Genomic DNA, 17,475 nt, shown 5'->3' on the forward strand with positions numbered 1-17,475 from the left:
AACCGGGATGCGACGAAATGTTCAAAGTACCCAGGGTAAATGTTTACATTTCGTGTTTTCTTACGTCGTTGAAGCCGTTTTCGCTACGAGAAGGCGACGTTTTGGAAATGGCGGCAAGTATCCGTTAAAGACGGATGATGTTCAACACGTCGCCGGACAAGCTGATCTGAACGCCCGAACCCCATAGCGGATCGCGGCGCAAATCCTCGGAAACCTTGTACTGGCCGGCAATCGAGATCAATTCGGCGCTCAATTGCTGGCAGAAAATCCGCGCCTTGGTGTCACCCTTGACGCCGGCCAGGGCGCGACCACGCATCGGCCCGTAAACATGGATGTTGCCATCGGCCAGAAGTTCCGCGCCGGGGCTGACGGAGGACACCACCACCAGGTCGCCGCCCTGGGCATAGACCTGTTGGCCGCCGCGCACCGGGGTGGTGATGATCTTCGTCGGCTTTATGGTCGGCTCCGGCGGTTTTTCCGGTTTTTTCTTCACTTCGCCTTCCGTCGGATCGACCGGACGTTCACGGGCACCGGACGGCGGCAGTACGGGCAGGTCGATGGCGATGGCGGCGGCAATGTCTTCGATGCGGTTGGCGCGGATCGCCAGGGTCCGCAGGCCATGTTGCCGGCAGACGCGCATCAGGCCGGGCAGGTCGATGGCGCCCTGGTCGGCCGGCAGCTTGTCCAGCGCCAGTACCAGCGGGGTGTTGCTGAAGAAGTTGGGGGCCTGGGCAACCTTGGCGGCCAGTTGGCGATCGAGGACATCGAGGTTGTTCTGCGACAGTTCCAGCACCGTGATGGCGAGCATGCTGCCCTTCAGCTGGAACACGGGATCCTGGTCTAGCGGTTCGGTTTGGCTCATGGTCGGCATAACGCGGCTTGTCACTAAAAGTGCCGAGACTTATAACGAGAACGCCCGCGCCCCGCAAGCCGGGTCGAACCGTTGTAGAATGCGCGGCCCTGTGTCTGTCCGGAATCATTAATGGATCGCCCGCGTTTTCGAGCTGCTTTTTTTCACCCGCGCTACTGGTTGCTCTGGTCGGGGCTGGGGCTGTTGTGGTTGATTGTCCAGCTGCCTTATGGCGCCCTGCTGTGGATCGGTCGTGTACTGGGCGCGTTGATGTATCGCGTGGCCGGTGAACGCCGGCGGATCGCCGCGCGCAACCTCGAACTGTGTTTCCCTGAAAAGTCCGCCGCCGAGCGTGCCCGTCTGCTCAAGGAAAATTTCGCCTCCACCGGCATCGCCTTCTTCGAAATGGCCATGAGCTGGTGGTGGGCCAAGCCGCGCCTGGCGCGCCTGGCCCATATCGAAGGGCTCGATTATCTGAAACAGGCCCAGTTCGAGGGCAAGGGCGTGATCCTCATGGCCCTGCATTTCACCACCCTGGAGATCGGTGCGGCCCTGCTCGGCCAGCAACACACCATCGACGGCATGTATCGCGAACACAAGAACGCGCTGTTCGATTTTATCCAGCGACGCGGGCGCGAGCGGCACAACCTCGATTCCCTGGCCGTCGAGCGTGACGACGTGCGCGGCATGCTCAAGTTGCTGCGCTCCGGCCGGGCGATCTGGTACGCGCCCGACCAGGACTACGGCATCAAGCAAAGCATCTTCGTGCCTTTGTTCGGGATCCAGGCGGCGACCGTCACCGCGACCAGCAAGTTTGCCCGCCTGGGCAAGGCGCTGGTGGTGCCGTTCACCCAGGAGCGCCTGGCCGATGGCAGCGGCTACCGGCTGGTGATTCATCCGCCGCTGACGGATTTCCCCGCCGAGTCCGAGGAGGCCGATTGCCTGCGAATCAACCGTTGGGTCGAAGTCTCGTTGCGCGAGTGTCCCGAGCAGTACCTGTGGACCCATCGCCGCTTCAAGAGTCGGCCACCGGGAGAGTCCCGGCTCTACGATAAAAAACGCCGATAAGCCGTCGTCGGCTCTTGCTGCAAGGGAAGGCCCTGGTGTATCAGGTAGCTCTTGATGACGAGCTACCTGATTGACGGAGTGTCACGATGAGTCCAGCTGAACCGGTTACCGGCCTGATTCTCTCGGGTGGGGGCGCACGAGCCGCGTATCAGGTGGGGGTGCTGGCAGCGATTGCCGAGCTGTTGCCGGCCGGAGCGGCCAATCCGTTCCCGGTGATCGTCGGCACTTCGGCGGGGGCGATCAATGCGGTCAGCCTCGCCAGCGGGGCGATGAACTTCACCGCCGCGATCGAGCGCCTGACCGCCTTCTGGCAGAGTTTTCGCAGCCATCGGGTGTTGCGCAGCGACTGGCCAGGCGTGATACACCAGGCGACCCGCTTTGTCGGCCACAGCCTGCTCGGCCTCGGTTCCCAGGTGCCGGTGGCGCTGCTCAACAGCTCGCCACTGCGGGATCTGCTCAACGACAAGATCCATCTGCCGGGGATCGAGCAGGCCATCGAGCACCAGCAATTACGTGCCGTCGCGGTGACCGCCTTTGGTTATGAGTCGGGCCAGGCGGTGACCTTTTACCAGGGCAAGGGCACCATCGACTCCTGGTTGCGCCACCGACGCATCGGCCTGCCGACCCAATTGACCGTCGATCACCTGCTGGCCAGCTCGGCCATTCCGCTGCTGTTCGCACCGGTCAAGCTCGGCCAGGAGTATTTCGGCGACGGTGCGGTACGGCAGTCGGCACCCATCAGTCCGGCGTTGCACCTGGGGGCCAGTCGGGTGCTGGTGGTCGGGGTCAGCGGCAATCCGCGAGGGGTCGATACCCAGGCCACCACTGAACGCACCTACAGCGGGCAGCAGCCGAGCCTGGCGCAGATCGGCGGGCATATGCTCAACAGCACCTTTATTGACAGCCTGGAAAGCGACATCGAGTTGTTGCAGCGACTGAACCAGTTCAGTCAGTTGCTGCCGCCGCAACCGCGCAGCCTGGGCCTGGCACCGGTGGACGTGCTGGTGATCGCGCCGAGCCAGCCGATCGATGAGATCGCCGCGCGCCACCGCCATGAGTTGCCGCCGGCGTTACGTCTGTTCCTGCGCGGACCGGGTGCCACCAAGACCAGCGGTGCCGGGGTGCTCAGCTACCTGTTGTTCGAGGCCGGTTATTGCAGCGAATTGATCGAACTCGGCCGCCGCGATGCGATGGCCAAGCGTGATGAGCTGTGTCGATTTCTCGGTTTGCCCCAGGCTTCGGTGGTGTTGCAGACCGCTTCCGCACTGTAGGACCCGGCTTGCCGGCGATGAGGCCGGTAAGCCTTGCAGCGCTCTTGAGCACGCTATCGCCGGCAAGTCGGCTCCTGCATTTAATTCAGCAGGTGCGCCGACAGGTAGCGTGCGACCGATTCTTCGGTGCAGGCACCGATGGTTTCGTGCTCCGGTAGCGCCTGCATTACCTTGTGGTGGGCGGTGCCCATGATCAGGCCCTTGCCGGCCACCGTGAGCATCTCCACATCGTTCATGCCGTCGCCGAAGGCGATGCATTGGCTCATGGGTACATCGAGGAAGGCGGCGAGTTTTTTCAGGGCATTGCCCTTGGACACGCTGCTGGCCATCATTTCCAGGCACCAGGGTGCCGAAAAGGTACTGTGCACGGCGCTGCCGACCAGGGCCTTGAGTTGTCCGTCGAGCAGCACCAGCGCCTCATGGTCCTTGTCCCTGTGGATAAAGAACACTTTCTCGATCGCCTCGACCGGAAACGCTTCGACATCCAGGACGGTGGGTTGGAAATCGTCGTTATGGTTGAAGTCCTCCAGCAACTGGCTGTCGGCGTTGGTGATCCAGCGCGAGTCGCAGTAGGCATTGATCACCAGGTCCCGGTCGGCTTTGGTCGCGTCGAGCAGGGTCCGGACCACGCTTTGCGGCAGGTGCTCGCTGGCGGTCAGGGACTTGCAGGCGCTGGTGATACGGGCGCCGTTGGAGGTGATCAGGTGCACCGGCAGCGCATAGTCGCGCAGGATCGACTCGACATCGGGTTGGCTGCGGCCGGTGGCGATCACCACGTGCCTGCCGGATTCGACGAGGCGGTTCAGGACCGAGCGGGAGAACTCGCCGATACGGTCGTCCGGAAGCAGCAGGGTTCCGTCCAGGTCGGAGGCGATGAGGCTGTACATGGTGTTGTCCTTAACCGTTTGGAATGTGCAGGAGTCTGCCCGGCAGGACTGTAGAGATCAATTGTGTTGTTCGGTTGACAGCAGCCAGCCCCGGATGGGGCTGAGCTGGATTGATCGCTCCCACGCTCCAGCGTGGGAACGCCTCTATGGACGCTCCGCGTCCGCTGTACAAGTGACGCAGAGCGCCACGGGCGGCATTCCCACGCAGAGCGTGGGAACGATCACCGGGAGCTACTCGGCGATCTGCAGCTTGCGCGCCTCGGTGTACACGTAGCGCACTTTCTCGTATTCGAACGGCGAGTTCAGCTGGCCGTAGCGGAAGCTGGTGGTATAGCGCTTGTCGATGGCTCGCAGGACATAGATTTCCGGATGGTTTTCGCTGACTTCGGAGACGTTGAGAAAGTTGATCTGCGATTCGGCGGTGAAATCGAAGACCAGGCCGCCGGTGTCGCGCAGGTTCGACGGACCGAAGAATGGCAGTACCAGATAGGCACCGCCCGGCACACCATAGAAGCCCAGGGTCTGGCCGAAGTCCTCGGTCTGGCGCGGCAGGCCCATTTTCGTCGCCGGGTCCCACAGTCCGGCGACGCCGATGGTGGTGTTGAGCAGCAGGCGCCCGGTGGTTTCCAGCGAGCGCTTGCCCTTGAGCTGGAACAGGCTGTTGAGCAGGTTGGAAACATCCCCCAGGTTGCTGAAGAAGTTGCTCACCCCTTCGCGCAGGAAGGTCGGCGTGACATAGCGGTAGCCGTCGACCACCGGCAGGAACACCCACTCGTCGAAGCGGTAGTTGAAGTGGTAGACACGGCGGTTCCAGGATTCCAGCGGGTCGTAGACGTTCAGCGCATTGAGCGTCGAGCGCTCGAATTCGCGTTGGTCCAGGCCCGGGTTGAACTTGAGTTTCTTCATCGGCTCGGTGAAACCGTCCGGATCGGGGGCGACCACGTCGTGGGCCTTGCTGTTGTCCGCCTGGGCGTAGCCTGCGCAGAGCAGGGCAGCGATAAGCATCAGATGTTTAGCCACGGAAAAACTCCAGCATGGCGTCTGCGTTGACGCGGTAATTGAGGTTGCCGCAGTGGCCGCCGTGAGGGTAGACGGTCAGGCGGTCGCCAAAAGTGCTGCGCAGGAAACCCAGGTCGCCGGGGCCGAGGATGACATCGTCGGCGTTGTGCATCACGGCGATTTTCGGGCTGTCGTGCAGGTAGTCCTTGAGGGCATAGAGGCTGACCTGGTCCACCAGTTGCAGCAGGCTGCCGCCGTCGGTACGGGCACGCCACATCGGGATCACCTGTTCGGTCAGGTAGCAGTCGAAGTCGCATTGCAGGGCACGCTTGAGCATCGGCGTCAGGCTGGTGCCTTCGGTGATCGGGTATTTCGGTGGGGTGATCAGGCCGCGGCGGTTGATCAGGTCCGAGGTAAAGGCGATGTCGGCGGCCGAGAAACGGAAGGAGGTGCCGATCAGCATCGCCATCTGTTCGTTGGTCAGGTGCTGCTTGGATTGCTGGAAGTCGTAGAGCAGGGCGTCGTTGAGGTCGATATAGCCCTTCTGCTGGAAGTAGCGGGTCAGCTTGGCCAGGACCAGCTCATAGAAGGTCGTGGTGTTGTTGATGCCCTTGACCTCGGTCTGGACCATCTTGTCGAGGTTGGTGATCGAGGTGTAGAGATTGACCGGTGGATTGAGCAGCAGGACTTTCTTGAAGTTGAAGCTGCGGCGGGTCTCATCCAGCTTGCTGACAAAGGCCGCATCCAGGGCGCCGAGGCTGTAGCCGCTGAGGTAGTAGTCGGTCACCGGCAGTTTCGGGTTCTGCGCCCGCACCGCCTGCATCACCCGGTACATGTCTTCGGCGTCCTCCTTGCTCACCCCGGGCGTGGCGAAGCGCGAAGCGGCGCTCATGAAGTCGAAGCTGGTGGGGGATGACAGTTGGACGACGTGATAGCCGGCCTTGTAGTAGAGCTTTTTCAGGTACTCGTTGATGCTGCTGTCATAGCGGGCGCCGGTGCCGGCGATCAGGAAGATCAGCGGTGCGGCGTGGTCCTGCCGGGCGATGCGATAGGTGAGTTTCTTGACCGCCCAGAAGTTGTCCGGGAGGGTGAACTCGCGTTCCGGTCGCAATTTCAGCTTGTAGTCGGACTGGTCGATGTCGTCATCGCTGGGCAATTGCGGGCGCAGTTCCGGCGGGGTCGTGGCGAGGGTCGCTTCGAACGGGTTGGTCAGCGGGTAGCCATAGCTGGCGGCGTCGACATCGACCGCCAGCGCGGACGCACTCAGAATGAGGCCGCCGATGAAAGCAGCGAGGCGCAGAGAACGGAGCATGACTACATCCCTTTAAAGGAGAATGCTGAATGGGGGTCGCAGGCTATGACCACTGGGCTACTGCCGAAGTGCCATGTCCCGATGCATAAATAATGCAATCGGAGCGTATTCACTCAGACCATAGCTCACAGACGATACACTTTGCCTCATTTTGCTGACCAGCCAGGCGTTGTTAACGCTTGCATGCGCCGCCTTGGCGATTATGCTGGGCGCCGTTTTCGCCTATCGGAGTTGTTCATGTCCCGCCGTCTGCCGCTGATCCTGCTGTTTATCGTCCTGCCCCTGTGGCTGGCCGCCAGTTATGGCGTGCGCTATGGGTTGATGGAGGACGGGCAGTGGGTCGGTATCTGTGTCGATGAGGCGCTGCGCTGGGAATGCCAGGCGCGCTCGAACCTGGGCTGGCTGATTCATTTCAAGGTCTTGGGCTGGACTGCCCTGGGCGCGGCGGTGCTGGCGTTCCTGGTGCCGGGGCGTGCCGGTTGGGGGCTGGCGGTGCTGGCGCTGTTGATCGGTTTTCCGGCGCTGGCCTTGTACAACACCAGCCTGGCAGTGTTTGCGGTAGTGATTGGCGGATTGCGCTTGGTCAGGTCTGCCTGACCTTGTAGGAGCCGGCTTGCCGGCGATTGCGATCTTGCAGTCAACACCTCTGTCGCCTGACACACCGCTATCGCCGGCAAGCCGGCTCCTACAGGGCGATGTCTTGGCGTGAAGCCTCTTGCTTGCGGATGCGCAGGCTGCGCCATAGAGCGGCGACCATCAATACGCTGACCGCCGCCCAGCCCCAGGCCTGCGGGTTTTCCAGGCCTTCGCGGTACAGCTGCGGGGCGATCCCGGCGCCGATGATAAAGGCCAGCAGGGCCGTTTCCCCGCGGGGTGAGCGGACCGGGCGAACCAGGAAGACCAGCGCCGGCAACAGCAGCGCCGCACTCGGGAAGCTGCGATAGCGCGGGTCCAGCACCAGCTCCAGCATCATCACCGCGCCAGCGAACCCGGCACTTGCCAGCAGCCAGCCGGTCCGTTGTTCCAGCCATTCGAAGGCGCCTGCACGCCATCCCTCCCGGCTGCCCAGGCCCAGGGCGGCATGGCTCAGCACCAGCAGGTTCAGGCCCAGCAGCAAGGCTGCCCAGACCCATTCGCTGGCAAAGCGGCTGGTGACCCGCGCCAGTTCGCCCCAGGCACCGATGGAGCAGGCGGCCAGTGCTCCGAGCAGCGGCAGGGCCAGGGCAGCCCGGGTGCTGCGTACGCGCCCGCCGATCAGCAGGGTACCGAGGAACACCAGTGCGCCAAAGGCCAGCCACCGTGGCCAGTACGGCAGGTTCGACACGGGCCCTGCGAGTATGCCCTTGTCCTGGCGGTCGGCATCGAACAGGCCCCAGTAGCCGCCGACTGCCCCTTCGCTGCCGCGCTTCCAGGGTTGGTCGAAGGCTTCGATCAGGTTGTAGTGCCAGCCGTTCTGTTCAGCCAGGGTGACAAAACCGCGAATGAAGCGTGCTTCGTTGGCCCGGCTCGGCAGCGCGGTTTCGCGCTGGCGGCCTTCGCTCGGCCAGCCGGTTTCGCCGATCAGTATGTCCTTGGGAGCGAAGCGGTTGCCGAAGGTCTGGCGGATCTGGGCGACATGATCGATGGCCGCGTCGATCCCCGCCGGATCGTCTTCCCAGTAGGGCAGCAGGTGAATGGTCAGGAAATCCACTGCCGGCGCGACTTCCGGGTGGCTGAGCCAGAACTCCCAGACATCGGCGTAGGTCACCGGCTGTTGCACATGCTCCTTGACCTTGTGGATCAGCCTGACCAGCTGCGACGCCGTCACTTCCTTGCGCAGCAGGGTTTCGTTGCCGACGATCACCGCCGTGACCACATCGGTGTTGGCATTGGCCGAGGCGATCAGGGCATCGACTTCCTTTTCCGTGTCCACCGGGTTGCTGTTGACCCAGGCGCCGATCATCAGCTTCAGGCCATGCTTGCGTGCCAGCTCGGGCAGGGCTTCAAGGCCGGTCATGGAATAGGTGCGAATGCACTCGAAGCGGGTGGCCAGCAGGGCCAGGTCTGCATCCATGCGCTCCGGACGCGGCTTGAACGGCTGGTCGAAGGGGGATTGGTCCTTGTCGAACGGTGTGTAGGACGCGCATTGCAGCTTGTGCGTCGGTGTCGCGGCATCCGGCAGGATCACCGGCTGGCCGAGGCCGTACCAGAAACCACAAAGGGCGAAAATACCCAGCAGACAGGCGAACAGATAGGGCAGGAACGGGAAGCGGGCGGTGGCGGGCATGGTCAGGCCGTCTGGGAACAAAGCCGCGCATATTACCCGGAATTGCCCAGGCCTTGGGCCTGTGCAGTATTTTGTCATGCAAAGTTCGGGCGCAATAAATGTGGGACTTTTCCGAAGCCCTGATTGCTGGCGTTCTGATGTCGTTTCTCGCTGTCTTGAGGTCGCTGCCAGAGCAGGTCGATTGGCGGGTCGGGTTGATGATCAGGGCGTCAGTACTCCGCTGATGATCGAACGGGTTTGGCCGTGAGGCGTGAAGGGGGCGCCGTGCACCATAACTATACGTTGATGCCGCTCGACAGCCGTCGGGCGCAGCACTTTCGGGGAAGTAACGATGAAGATGCGACGACTCTTAGGCGCAGGTGCTGCTCTGGTACTTGCGGTCAGTTCCAACCTGGCCAGTGCCGATGCCAAGACCGTGACCATTGGTTACGTCGATGGCTGGTCCGATAGCGTTGCCACCACCAACGTGGCTGCTGAAGTGATCAAGCAGAAGTTGGGTTACGACGTGAAGTTGCAGGCCGTGGCCACCGGGATCATGTGGCAGGGCGTTGCCACCGGCAAGCTCGATGCGATGCTGTCGGCCTGGTTGCCGGTAACCCATGGCGAGTACTGGGCCAAGAACAAGGACAAGGTGGTCGACTACGGCCCCAACTTCAAGGACGCCAAGATCGGGCTGATCGTGCCGGAGTACGTCAAGGCCAAATCCATCGCCGACCTCAAGGACGATGCGACCTTCAAGAACAAGATCGTCGGTATCGATGCCGGCTCGGGCGTGATGCTCAAGACCGACCAGGCCATCAAGGACTACGGTCTCGACGCCTACAAGCTGCAAGCCAGCTCGGGTGCGGCAATGATTGCCGAGCTGACCCGTGCCGAAGAGAAGAACGAATCCATCGCCGTGACCGGCTGGGTACCGCACTGGATGTTCGCCAAGTGGAAACTGCGTTTCCTCGACGATCCGAAGGGCGTGTATGGCGCGGCTGAAACCGTGAACAGCATCGGCAGCAAGGGCCTGGACAAGAAAGCGCCGGAAGTGGCTGCTTTCCTGAAGAAATTCCAATGGGCTTCGAAAGACGAAATCGGCGAAGTCATGCTGGCGATCCAGGACGGTGCCAAGCCTGAAGCGGCGGCCAAGGACTGGGTTGCCAAGCACCCGGATCGTGTCGCCGAGTGGACCAAATAATACCCCGAAGGCTCTAGAGCGCTGTATCGAAGGCCGCCCGGCAGTCCTGCCCGGCGGCCTTCGTGTTTCCGTTTGTTGAAGATTTGCCTCGCCGCCTGCCGCCGCTCCGAATCTGGACTAGTGTCGTTCTAATACTAAGGTCGTCTGGTTTCGCTCCCCCAGCCGCCTAAAGTGAAAAATGTTTCATCTCATCTGTGCTGCGAGGATAAAAACAATGAACGACAGCATTTACCTCTCGATTCAGAACAGCCCGCGATTCAAGGAGCTGGTCAGGAAAAGGGAACGATTCGCCTGGATTCTTTCGGCGATCATGCTTGGGTTGTATTCGGGCTTCATTCTTCTGATTGCGTACGGACCGCAGGTGCTGGGCGCCAAGCTCAGTCCGACGTCTTCCGTTACCTGGGGGATACCGATTGGTGTCGGGTTGATTGTTTCGGCCTTTATCCTCACTGCAATCTACGTACGTCGCGCCAATGGCGAGTTCGACGACCTGAACAATGCGATTCTCAAGGAGGCTCAGCAATGATCCGGCGTCTTCTAGCAGCCTTGGGCGTCATGGCCTTCGCTCCTACCCTGTGGGCGGCCGATGCGCTGACCGGCGAAGTGCACAAGCAACCCCTCAACGTCTCGGCGATCGTGATGTTCATCGCGTTTGTCGGTGCCACCCTGTGCATCACCTACTGGGCCTCCAAGCGCAACAAGTCGGCCGCCGACTATTACGCGGCGGGTGGCAAGATCACCGGCTTCCAGAACGGCCTGGCGATTGCCGGCGACTACATGTCGGCGGCATCCTTCCTGGGGATTTCCGCGCTGGTGTTCACCTCCGGCTACGATGGCCTGATCTACTCCATCGGTTTTCTCGTGGGCTGGCCGATCATCCTGTTCCTGATCGCCGAGCGCCTGCGCAACCTGGGCAAGTACACCTTTGCCGACGTGGCGTCCTATCGCCTCGGGCAAACCCAGATCCGCTCGCTGTCGGCCTGCGGTTCGCTGGTGGTGGTGGCGTTCTACCTGATCGCCCAGATGGTCGGTGCCGGCAAGCTGATCCAGTTGCTGTTCGGTCTCGACTACTACGTGGCGGTGATCCTGGTGGGCATCCTGATGTGCCTCTATGTGTTGTTCGGCGGCATGCTGGCAACCACCTGGGTACAGATCATCAAGGCGGTACTGCTGCTGTCGGGCGCCTCGTTCATGGCGCTGATGGTGATGAAACACGTCAACTTCGACTTCAACACGCTGTTCTCCGAAGCGATCAAGGTTCACCCCAAGGGTGAGGCGATCATGAGCCCGGGCGGCCTGGTGAAAGATCCGATCTCGGCGTTCTCCCTCGGCCTGGCGCTGATGTTCGGTACTGCCGGCCTGCCGCATATCCTGATGCGCTTCTTCACCGTGAGCGATGCCAAGGAAGCGCGCAAGAGCGTGCTGTATGCCACCGGTTTCATCGGCTACTTCTACATCCTGACCTTTATCATCGGCTTCGGCGCGATCCTGCTGGTCAGCACCAACCCGGCGTTCAAGGATGCCGCGGGTGCCTTGCTCGGCGGTAACAACATGGCGGCGGTGCACCTGGCCAATGCGGTGGGTGGCAGTGTCTTCCTCGGCTTTATCTCGGCGGTGGCGTTCGCGACCATTCTCGCGGTGGTGGCGGGCCTGACCCTGGCCGGCGCTTCCGCGGTGTCCCATGACCTGTATGCCAGTGTGATCAAGAAGGGCAAGGCCAACGAGAAGGATGAGATCCGCGTCTCGAAGATCACCACCATCGCCCTTGGCGTGCTGGCGATCGGCCTGGGTATCCTCTTTGAAAGCCAGAACATCGCGTTCATGGTCGGCCTGGCGTTCTCCATTGCCGCCAGTTGCAACTTCCCGGTGCTGTTGCTCTCCATGTACTGGAAGAAGCTGACCACCCGTGGCGCGATGATCGGCGGCTGGATGGGCCTGATCAGCGCGGTGGGTCTGATGATCCTCGGCCCGACCATCTGGGTGCAGATCATGCACCACGAGAAGGCGATCTTCCCGTATGAGTACCCGGCGCTGTTCTCGATGATCATTGCGTTTGTCGGGATCTGGTTCTTCTCGATCACCGACAAGTCGGCCGCGGCCGAGAACGAGCGGGCGCTGTTCTTCCCGCAGTTCGTGCGTTCGCAGACCGGTCTGGGGGCGAGCGGGGCGGTTTCTCACTGAGAGAGTGCAGGCTTCTCTATATAAGCTGTGCTGAAACGAAATGCCCCGGTCGAGAGACCGGGGCATTTTTTATGGCTGTTGTGGTGCCGGCTTGCTTGCGGTAGGGGCGTTGGGTCCTGTGTTGTCTGTCAGTGCCTCTTCGCGGGCAAGCCCGGCTTCCTACAGGTTCTGTGTTGTACACAGGTCATATGAGCATTGCGGGACTGTAGGAGCCGGGCTTGCCCGCGAAGGCGGCAGTGCAGGCGCTACAGTGCCTGCGTGTAGAAATGAATAGGGCCTCCAGATGGAGGCCCTATTTGGTGCAGCTAAGCGGTTATCGCAAGACAATGCTTACTTGCGGTCTTCCAGCTTGGTGATGTCACGCGACTCGTAGCCGGTGTACAGCTGGCGTGGACGGCCAATCTTGTACGGGCTGGAGAGCATTTCCTTCCAGTGGGAGATCCAGCCCACGGTCCGCGCCAGGGCGAAGATCACGGTGAACATGCTGGTTGGAATGCCGATCGCCTTGAGGATGATCCCCGAGTAGAAGTCGACGTTCGGGTACAGCGAGCGCTCGATGAAGTACGGATCGGTCAGGGCGATCTCTTCGAGACGCATGGCCAGCTCCAGCTGCGGATCGTTATTGATGCCCAGCTCTTTCAGTACTTCGTCGCAGGTCTGCTTCATCACGGTGGCGCGTGGGTCGCGGTTCTTGTAGACCCGGTGACCGAAGCCCATCAGCTTGAACGGATCGTTCTTGTCCTTGGCCTTGGCGATGAACTTGTCGATGTTCGAGACATCGCCGATTTCATCGAGCATGGTCAGTACGGCTTCGTTCGCACCGCCGTGGGCAGGGCCCCACAGTGCGGCGATGCCGGCGGCGATACAGGCGAACGGGTTGGCACCCGAGGAGCCCGCCAGGCGAACGGTGGAGGTCGACGCGTTCTGCTCGTGGTCGGCATGGAGGATGAAGATCCGGTCCATGGCCTTGGCGAGCACCGGGCTGATCGGTTTGATCTCGCACGGGGTGTTGAACATCATGTGCAGGAAGTTTTCCGCGTACGACAGGTCGTTGCGCGGGTACATCATGGGTTGACCCATGGAGTACTTGTAAACCATCGCTGCCAGGGTCGGCATCTTGGCCACCAGGCGGACCGCGGAGATTTCGCGGTGCTGGGGGTTATTGATGTCCAGGGAGTCGTGGTAGAAAGCCGACAGGGCGCCAACCACGCCGCACATGACGGCCATCGGATGGGCGTCGCGACGGAAGCCGTTGAAGAAGGTCTTCAACTGCTCGTGCACCATGGTGTGGTTCTTCACGGTGCTGACGAACTTGGCTTTCTGCTCCGCGGTCGGCAATTCGCCGTTGAGCAGCAGGTAGCAGGTTTCCAGGTAGTCCGATTTCTCGGCAAGTTGCTCGATCGGGTAGCCGCGATGCAGCAAAATGCCGTTATCGCCGTCGATATAGGTGATTTTCGACTCGCAGGACGCAGTCGACATGAAGCCTGGGTCGAATGTGAACCGGCCCGTGGCCGTCAGGCCCCGCACGTCGATTACATCGGGACCAACGGTGCCGGTTAAAATGGGCAGCTCGACGGGGGCTGCGCCCTCGATGATCAACTGCGCTTTTTTGTCAGCCATGTGGCCTCCTATTTATGCTTGAAATCATCAGACAGGCCCCCCACGCAGGGCCCGCACCACTATAGTGAGATAAATTCGAAAGTCAATTTGCCAAAAGTCATGCGCCAGAAGGCTTTGAGCGCTATTTTTCCTCGAAATTGACGGCTATTTACGCCTTTTATCCCACTAACGCAATGCACCATTAGGGGTAGTCCTTTGCGTTGTCATTAGTAGCCTAACTGTCTATACTCGGCGTCCGACCGCCAGGGGCTTTTGGGCCTGTTTTCATTGGGGGTCGTCACTCCCTGGGTGGTGGGTACCTGACCAGTGCACTTGCCCAACAACTTTGCCCTGATTGTTAGGGGCTCTTCAGTGTGAAAAAAGCCGTGAAAAGCCAACGACCTGTAAACCTAGACCTAAGGACCATCAAACTCCCAGTCACTGCTTACACGTCCATTCTTCACCGTATCTCCGGTGTCATCCTCTTTGTCAGCCTGGCCATCATGCTCTACGCATTGGACAAGTCGCTGAGCTCCGAGGAAGGCTTCGGTCAGGTGAAAGCGTGTCTGACCAGTCCGCTAGCCAAGCTAGTGATTTGGGGCATCCTGTCCGCCTTGCTGTATCACCTGGTTGCCGGCGTGCGCCATCTGATCATGGACATGGGCATCGGTGAGACGCTGGAAGGCGGCAAGCTGGGCTCGAAAATCGTTATCGCCGTTTCCGTGGTGGTAATCGTTCTGGCAGGAGTTTGGATATGGTAACTAACGTCACGAACCTCTCGCGTTCGGGCCTCTATGACTGGATGGCACAGCGCGTGTCGGCGGTCGTTCTCGCGGCTTACTTCCTGTTCCTGATCGGATACATCATTGCGAACCCAGGCCTGGGCTACGCCCAATGGCATGAGCTGTTCTCTCACGGCTGGATGCGCATCTTCAGTCTGCTGGCCCTGGTGGCCCTGGGCGCTCACGCCTGGGTCGGCATGTGGACCATCGCGACCGACTACCTGACGCCGATGGCGTTCGGCAAGTCCGCGACTGTAGTGCGTTTCCTTTTCCAGGTGGTATGCGGCGTTGCGATGTTCGCGTACTTCGTCTGGGGTGTGCAGATTCTCTGGGGTATCTGATTCATGGCTAACATTCCAACGATTTCTTTCGACGCCATCATCATCGGCGGCGGCGGCGCGGGCATGCGTGCCGCCCTGCAGCTGGCTCAGGGCGGTCACAAGACGGCCGTGATCACCAAGGTGTTCCCGACCCGTTCGCACACTGTATCCGCCCAGGGTGGCATCACCTGCGCCATCGCTTCGGCCGACCCGAACGATGACTGGCGCTGGCACATGTACGATACCGTCAAGGGTTCCGACTACATCGGTGACCAGGACGCTATCGAATACATGTGTCAGGAAGGTCCGGCTGCCGTTTACGAGCTGGACCACATGGGCATGCCGTTCTCGCGTACCGAGCAGGGCCGTATCTACCAGCGTCCGTTCGGCGGCCAGTCGAAGGATTACGGCAAGGGCGGCCAGGCTGCACGTACTTGTGCCGCTTCCGACCGTACCGGCCACGCGCTGCTGCACACCCTTTATCAGGGCAACCTGAAAGCCGGGACCGTGTTCCTGAACGAGTACTACGCTGTCGATCTGGTGAAGAACCAGGACGGCGCGTTCGTCGGTGTGATCGCCATCTGCATCGAAACCGGCGAAACTTCCTACATCCGCTCGAAAGCCACCGTATTGGCGACCGGCGGTGCAGGTCGTATCTACGCTTCCACCACCAACGCCCTGATCAACACCGGTGACGGCGTCGGCATGGCCCTGCGTGCTGGCGTACCGGTACAAGACATCGAAATGTGGCAGTTCCACCCGACCGGCATCGCCGGCGCCGGCGTATTGGTGACCGAAGGTTGCCGTGGTGAAGGTGGTTACCTGATCAACAAGCACGGCGAGCGTTTCATGGAGCGTTATGCTCCGAACGCGAAGGACCTGGCTGGTCGTGACGTGGTTGCCCGCTCGATGGTCAAGGAAATCATCGCCGGCAACGGTTGTGGTCCGAATGGCGACCACGTGATGCTCAAGCTCGACCACCTGGGCGAGGAAGTGCTGCACAGCCGCCTGCCAGGCATCTGCGAGCTGTCGAAGACTTTCGCCCACGTTGACCCGGTTGTTGCCCCGGTTCCTGTTGTTCCGACCTGCCACTATATGATGGGCGGCGTTGCCACCAACATTCATGGCCAGGCAATCACCCAGGACGCCGAAGGCGTTGACCAGATCATTCCTGGTCTGTTCGCGGTCGGTGAAGTGGCCTGCGTATCGGTTCACGGTGCCAACCGCCTGGGCGGCAACTCGCTGCTCGACCTGGTGGTATTCGGTCGTGCCGCCGGCCTGCACCTGGAAAAGGCGCTGACCGACGGCATCGACTACGACGACGCCACCGACGCCAACATCGAAACCGCCCTGGCGCGTCTGTCCGCTCTGAACGAGCGCACCGATGGCGAAGACGTGGCAACCCTGCGTCGCGAGCTGCAAAGCTGCATGCAGAACTACTTCGGTGTATTCCGTACCGGCGAATACATGCAGAAGGGTATCGCCCAACTGGCCGATCTGCGCCAGCGTATCGCCAACGTGAAGATCAACGATAAGTCGCAGGCGTTCAACACTGCTCGTATCGAAGCACTGGAACTGCAAAACCTGCTGGAAGTGGCTGAAGCAACGGCTATCGCTGCCGAAGTGCGTAAAGAGTCTCGCGGTGCCCACGCCCGTGAAGACTTTGAAGATCGTGACGACGAAAACTGGCTGTGCCACACCCTGTACTTCCCGGGTGACAAGCGCGTCACCAAGCGTGCCGTGAACTTCTCGCCGAAGACCGTTCCGACTTTCGAACCTAAAGTCCGGACTTATTAAGGGTGACCGCCATGTTGCAAGTCGAAGTTTATCGTTACAACCCGGACACCGACTCGGCCCCGAAAACCCAGGTTTTCCAGGTCGACACCGGTGGCAAGGACCTGATGGTGCTGGACGTGCTGGCGCTGATCAAGGAGCAGGACGAAGGTTTCTCCTATCGTCGCTCCTGCCGTGAAGGCGTTTGCGGTTCCGACGGCATGAACATCAACGGCAAGAACGGTCTGGCGTGTATCACGCCGCTGTCCGCCGTGGTCAAGGGTAACAAGCTGGTTGTCCGTCCTCTGCCAGGTTTGCCGGTTATCCGTGACCTGGTCGTCGATATGAGCATCTTCTACAAGCAATACGAGAAGGTTAAGCCATTCCTGCAGAACGACACGCCGGCTCCGGCCATCGAGCGTCTGCAGTCCCCTGAAGAGCGTGAAAAGCTCGACGGCCTGTACGAGTGCATCCTGTGCGCTTGCTGCTCGACGTCCTGCCCGTCCTTCTGGTGGAACCCGGACAAGTTCCTGGGTCCGGCCGCCCTGCTGCAAGCCTACCGCTTCCTGGCAGACAGCCGCGACACCAAGACGACCGAGCGTCTGGCTTCGCTGGATGACCCGTTCAGCGTATTCCGCTGCCGCGGGATCATGAACTGCGTCAACGTATGTCCGAAAGGCCTGAACCCGACTAAGGCCATCGGTCATATCCGTAACATGCTGCTGCAAAGCGGCGTGTGACTCAGCTGCTGTAACCCGGCCGTTGTAGAACCGGTGTTGTAAAGAGTGGCATCGCTGTACCCGTAGAGAGCTGCGGCGCAGGCTTCAACCCGCGCCGTAGTTTTAACCTGAGCGACGGCTCACAAAGCTGTGGCTCTTATTTTGAAGAAATGAGACCAGCAGGGGCATCCGGGCTGGTACCCGGACTATCAGCGTGATCCTAAGTGGCTTGTTCAGGTCGCGGCATTCGGACTTTTGCAAGCTG

The 17,475-nt window shown here is 60.9% G+C and carries 16 protein-coding genes; 10 read left to right on the top strand and 6 right to left on the bottom strand.

Annotated elements, in window-relative coordinates; all coding sequences use genetic code 11:
• Positions 1 to 124: 124 nt before the first annotated feature.
• Positions 125 to 862 (bottom strand): septum site-determining protein MinC, encoded by a 738-nt coding sequence (gene minC, locus HX851_RS34215; RefSeq protein ID WP_042936251.1) that lies wholly within the window; start codon positions 860 to 862, stop codon positions 125 to 127.
• Positions 863 to 982: 120 nt separating this feature from the next.
• On the opposite strand from minC, the gene HX851_RS34220 reads away from it, so the two are divergent.
• Together HX851_RS34220 and HX851_RS34225 are read left to right on the top strand one after the other, a co-directional pair.
• The gene (locus tag HX851_RS34220) at positions 983 to 1,918 is read left to right on the top strand and encodes a lipid A biosynthesis lauroyl acyltransferase (RefSeq protein ID WP_177057659.1); all 936 of its coding nucleotides are present in this window, start codon (positions 983 to 985) and stop codon (positions 1,916 to 1,918) included.
• A gap of 86 nt (positions 1,919 to 2,004) precedes the next feature.
• Entirely contained in the window at positions 2,005 to 3,189 is a 1,185-nt protein-coding gene (locus HX851_RS34225) for a patatin-like phospholipase family protein (protein WP_177057658.1), read from the top strand.
• Between the two features lie 80 nt (positions 3,190 to 3,269).
• Here the strand turns inward: HX851_RS34225 and HX851_RS34230 are convergent, their stop codons facing one another.
• The 3 genes from HX851_RS34230 to HX851_RS34240 form a co-directional block, all read right to left on the bottom strand.
• Positions 3,270 to 4,076 (bottom strand): Cof-type HAD-IIB family hydrolase, encoded by an 807-nt coding sequence (locus HX851_RS34230; protein WP_177064224.1) that lies wholly within the window; start codon positions 4,074 to 4,076, stop codon positions 3,270 to 3,272.
• Positions 4,077 to 4,307: 231 nt separating this feature from the next.
• The gene (locus HX851_RS34235) at positions 4,308 to 5,096 is read right to left on the bottom strand and encodes an MlaA family lipoprotein (protein ID WP_177057656.1); all 789 of its coding nucleotides are present in this window, start codon (positions 5,094 to 5,096) and stop codon (positions 4,308 to 4,310) included.
• Positions 5,089 to 6,387, bottom strand: coding sequence for a serine/threonine protein kinase (locus HX851_RS34240; RefSeq protein WP_177057655.1), 1,299 nt, complete (start codon positions 6,385 to 6,387; stop codon positions 5,089 to 5,091). The genes HX851_RS34235 and HX851_RS34240 overlap by 8 nt, the downstream gene beginning before the upstream one ends.
• A gap of 237 nt (positions 6,388 to 6,624) precedes the next feature.
• On the opposite strand from HX851_RS34240, the gene HX851_RS34245 reads away from it, so the two are divergent.
• Positions 6,625 to 6,984 (top strand): hypothetical protein, encoded by a 360-nt coding sequence (locus HX851_RS34245; protein ID WP_177057654.1) that lies wholly within the window; start codon positions 6,625 to 6,627, stop codon positions 6,982 to 6,984.
• Between the two features lie 88 nt (positions 6,985 to 7,072).
• Here HX851_RS34245 and HX851_RS34250 read toward each other — a convergent pair whose 3' ends face one another.
• Positions 7,073 to 8,653 carry a glycoside hydrolase family 17 protein gene (locus tag HX851_RS34250; RefSeq protein WP_177064225.1) on the bottom strand — a complete coding sequence of 527 codons (1,581 nt, stop codon included), beginning with the start codon at positions 8,651 to 8,653 and terminating at the stop codon, positions 7,073 to 7,075.
• A gap of 331 nt (positions 8,654 to 8,984) precedes the next feature.
• Here HX851_RS34250 and HX851_RS34255 point away from each other — a divergent pair, with 331 nt between their 5' ends.
• The 3 genes from HX851_RS34255 (at position 8,985) to HX851_RS34265 (ending at position 12,017) form a co-directional block, all read left to right on the top strand.
• Positions 8,985 to 9,836, top strand: coding sequence for a glycine betaine ABC transporter substrate-binding protein (locus tag HX851_RS34255; RefSeq protein ID WP_177057652.1), 852 nt, complete (start codon positions 8,985 to 8,987; stop codon positions 9,834 to 9,836).
• Between the two features lie 214 nt (positions 9,837 to 10,050).
• A complete protein-coding gene (locus HX851_RS34260; protein WP_017127829.1) occupies positions 10,051 to 10,362 on the top strand; it encodes a DUF485 domain-containing protein in 312 nt (103 codons plus the stop codon).
• Complete coding sequence (locus HX851_RS34265) at positions 10,359 to 12,017, top strand: cation acetate symporter (RefSeq protein ID WP_177057651.1); 1,659 nt, start codon at positions 10,359 to 10,361, stop codon at positions 12,015 to 12,017. The genes HX851_RS34260 and HX851_RS34265 overlap by 4 nt, the downstream gene beginning before the upstream one ends.
• A gap of 330 nt (positions 12,018 to 12,347) precedes the next feature.
• Here HX851_RS34265 and gltA read toward each other — a convergent pair whose 3' ends face one another.
• The gene (gltA, locus tag HX851_RS34270) at positions 12,348 to 13,637 is read right to left on the bottom strand and encodes a citrate synthase (protein ID WP_017127964.1); all 1,290 of its coding nucleotides are present in this window, start codon (positions 13,635 to 13,637) and stop codon (positions 12,348 to 12,350) included.
• Positions 13,638 to 13,990: 353 nt separating this feature from the next.
• Between gltA and sdhC the strand changes: the two genes are divergently transcribed.
• The 4 genes from sdhC to HX851_RS34290 are packed head-to-tail and all read left to right on the top strand — an operon-like array spanning position 13,991 to position 17,231.
• Complete coding sequence (sdhC, locus tag HX851_RS34275) at positions 13,991 to 14,377, top strand: succinate dehydrogenase, cytochrome b556 subunit (protein ID WP_177057650.1); 387 nt, start codon at positions 13,991 to 13,993, stop codon at positions 14,375 to 14,377.
• Positions 14,371 to 14,739, top strand: a complete 369-nt coding sequence (sdhD, locus tag HX851_RS34280) for a succinate dehydrogenase, hydrophobic membrane anchor protein (RefSeq protein WP_017127966.1) — start codon at positions 14,371 to 14,373, stop codon at positions 14,737 to 14,739. Before sdhC ends, sdhD begins: the two co-directional genes overlap by 7 nt.
• A gap of 3 nt (positions 14,740 to 14,742) precedes the next feature.
• Positions 14,743 to 16,515: a succinate dehydrogenase flavoprotein subunit gene (gene sdhA / locus HX851_RS34285; RefSeq protein WP_177057649.1), complete on the top strand. Its 1,773-nt coding sequence runs from the start codon at positions 14,743 to 14,745 to the stop codon at positions 16,513 to 16,515.
• Between the two features lie 11 nt (positions 16,516 to 16,526).
• Positions 16,527 to 17,231 (top strand): succinate dehydrogenase iron-sulfur subunit, encoded by a 705-nt coding sequence (locus tag HX851_RS34290; RefSeq protein WP_177057648.1) that lies wholly within the window; start codon positions 16,527 to 16,529, stop codon positions 17,229 to 17,231.
• The last annotated feature ends 244 nt before the right edge of the window (positions 17,232 to 17,475 follow it).

Source organism: Pseudomonas gingeri (genome assembly GCF_013385635.1).
GTDB classification, from domain to species: domain Bacteria; phylum Pseudomonadota; class Gammaproteobacteria; order Pseudomonadales; family Pseudomonadaceae; genus Aquipseudomonas; species Aquipseudomonas gingeri_A.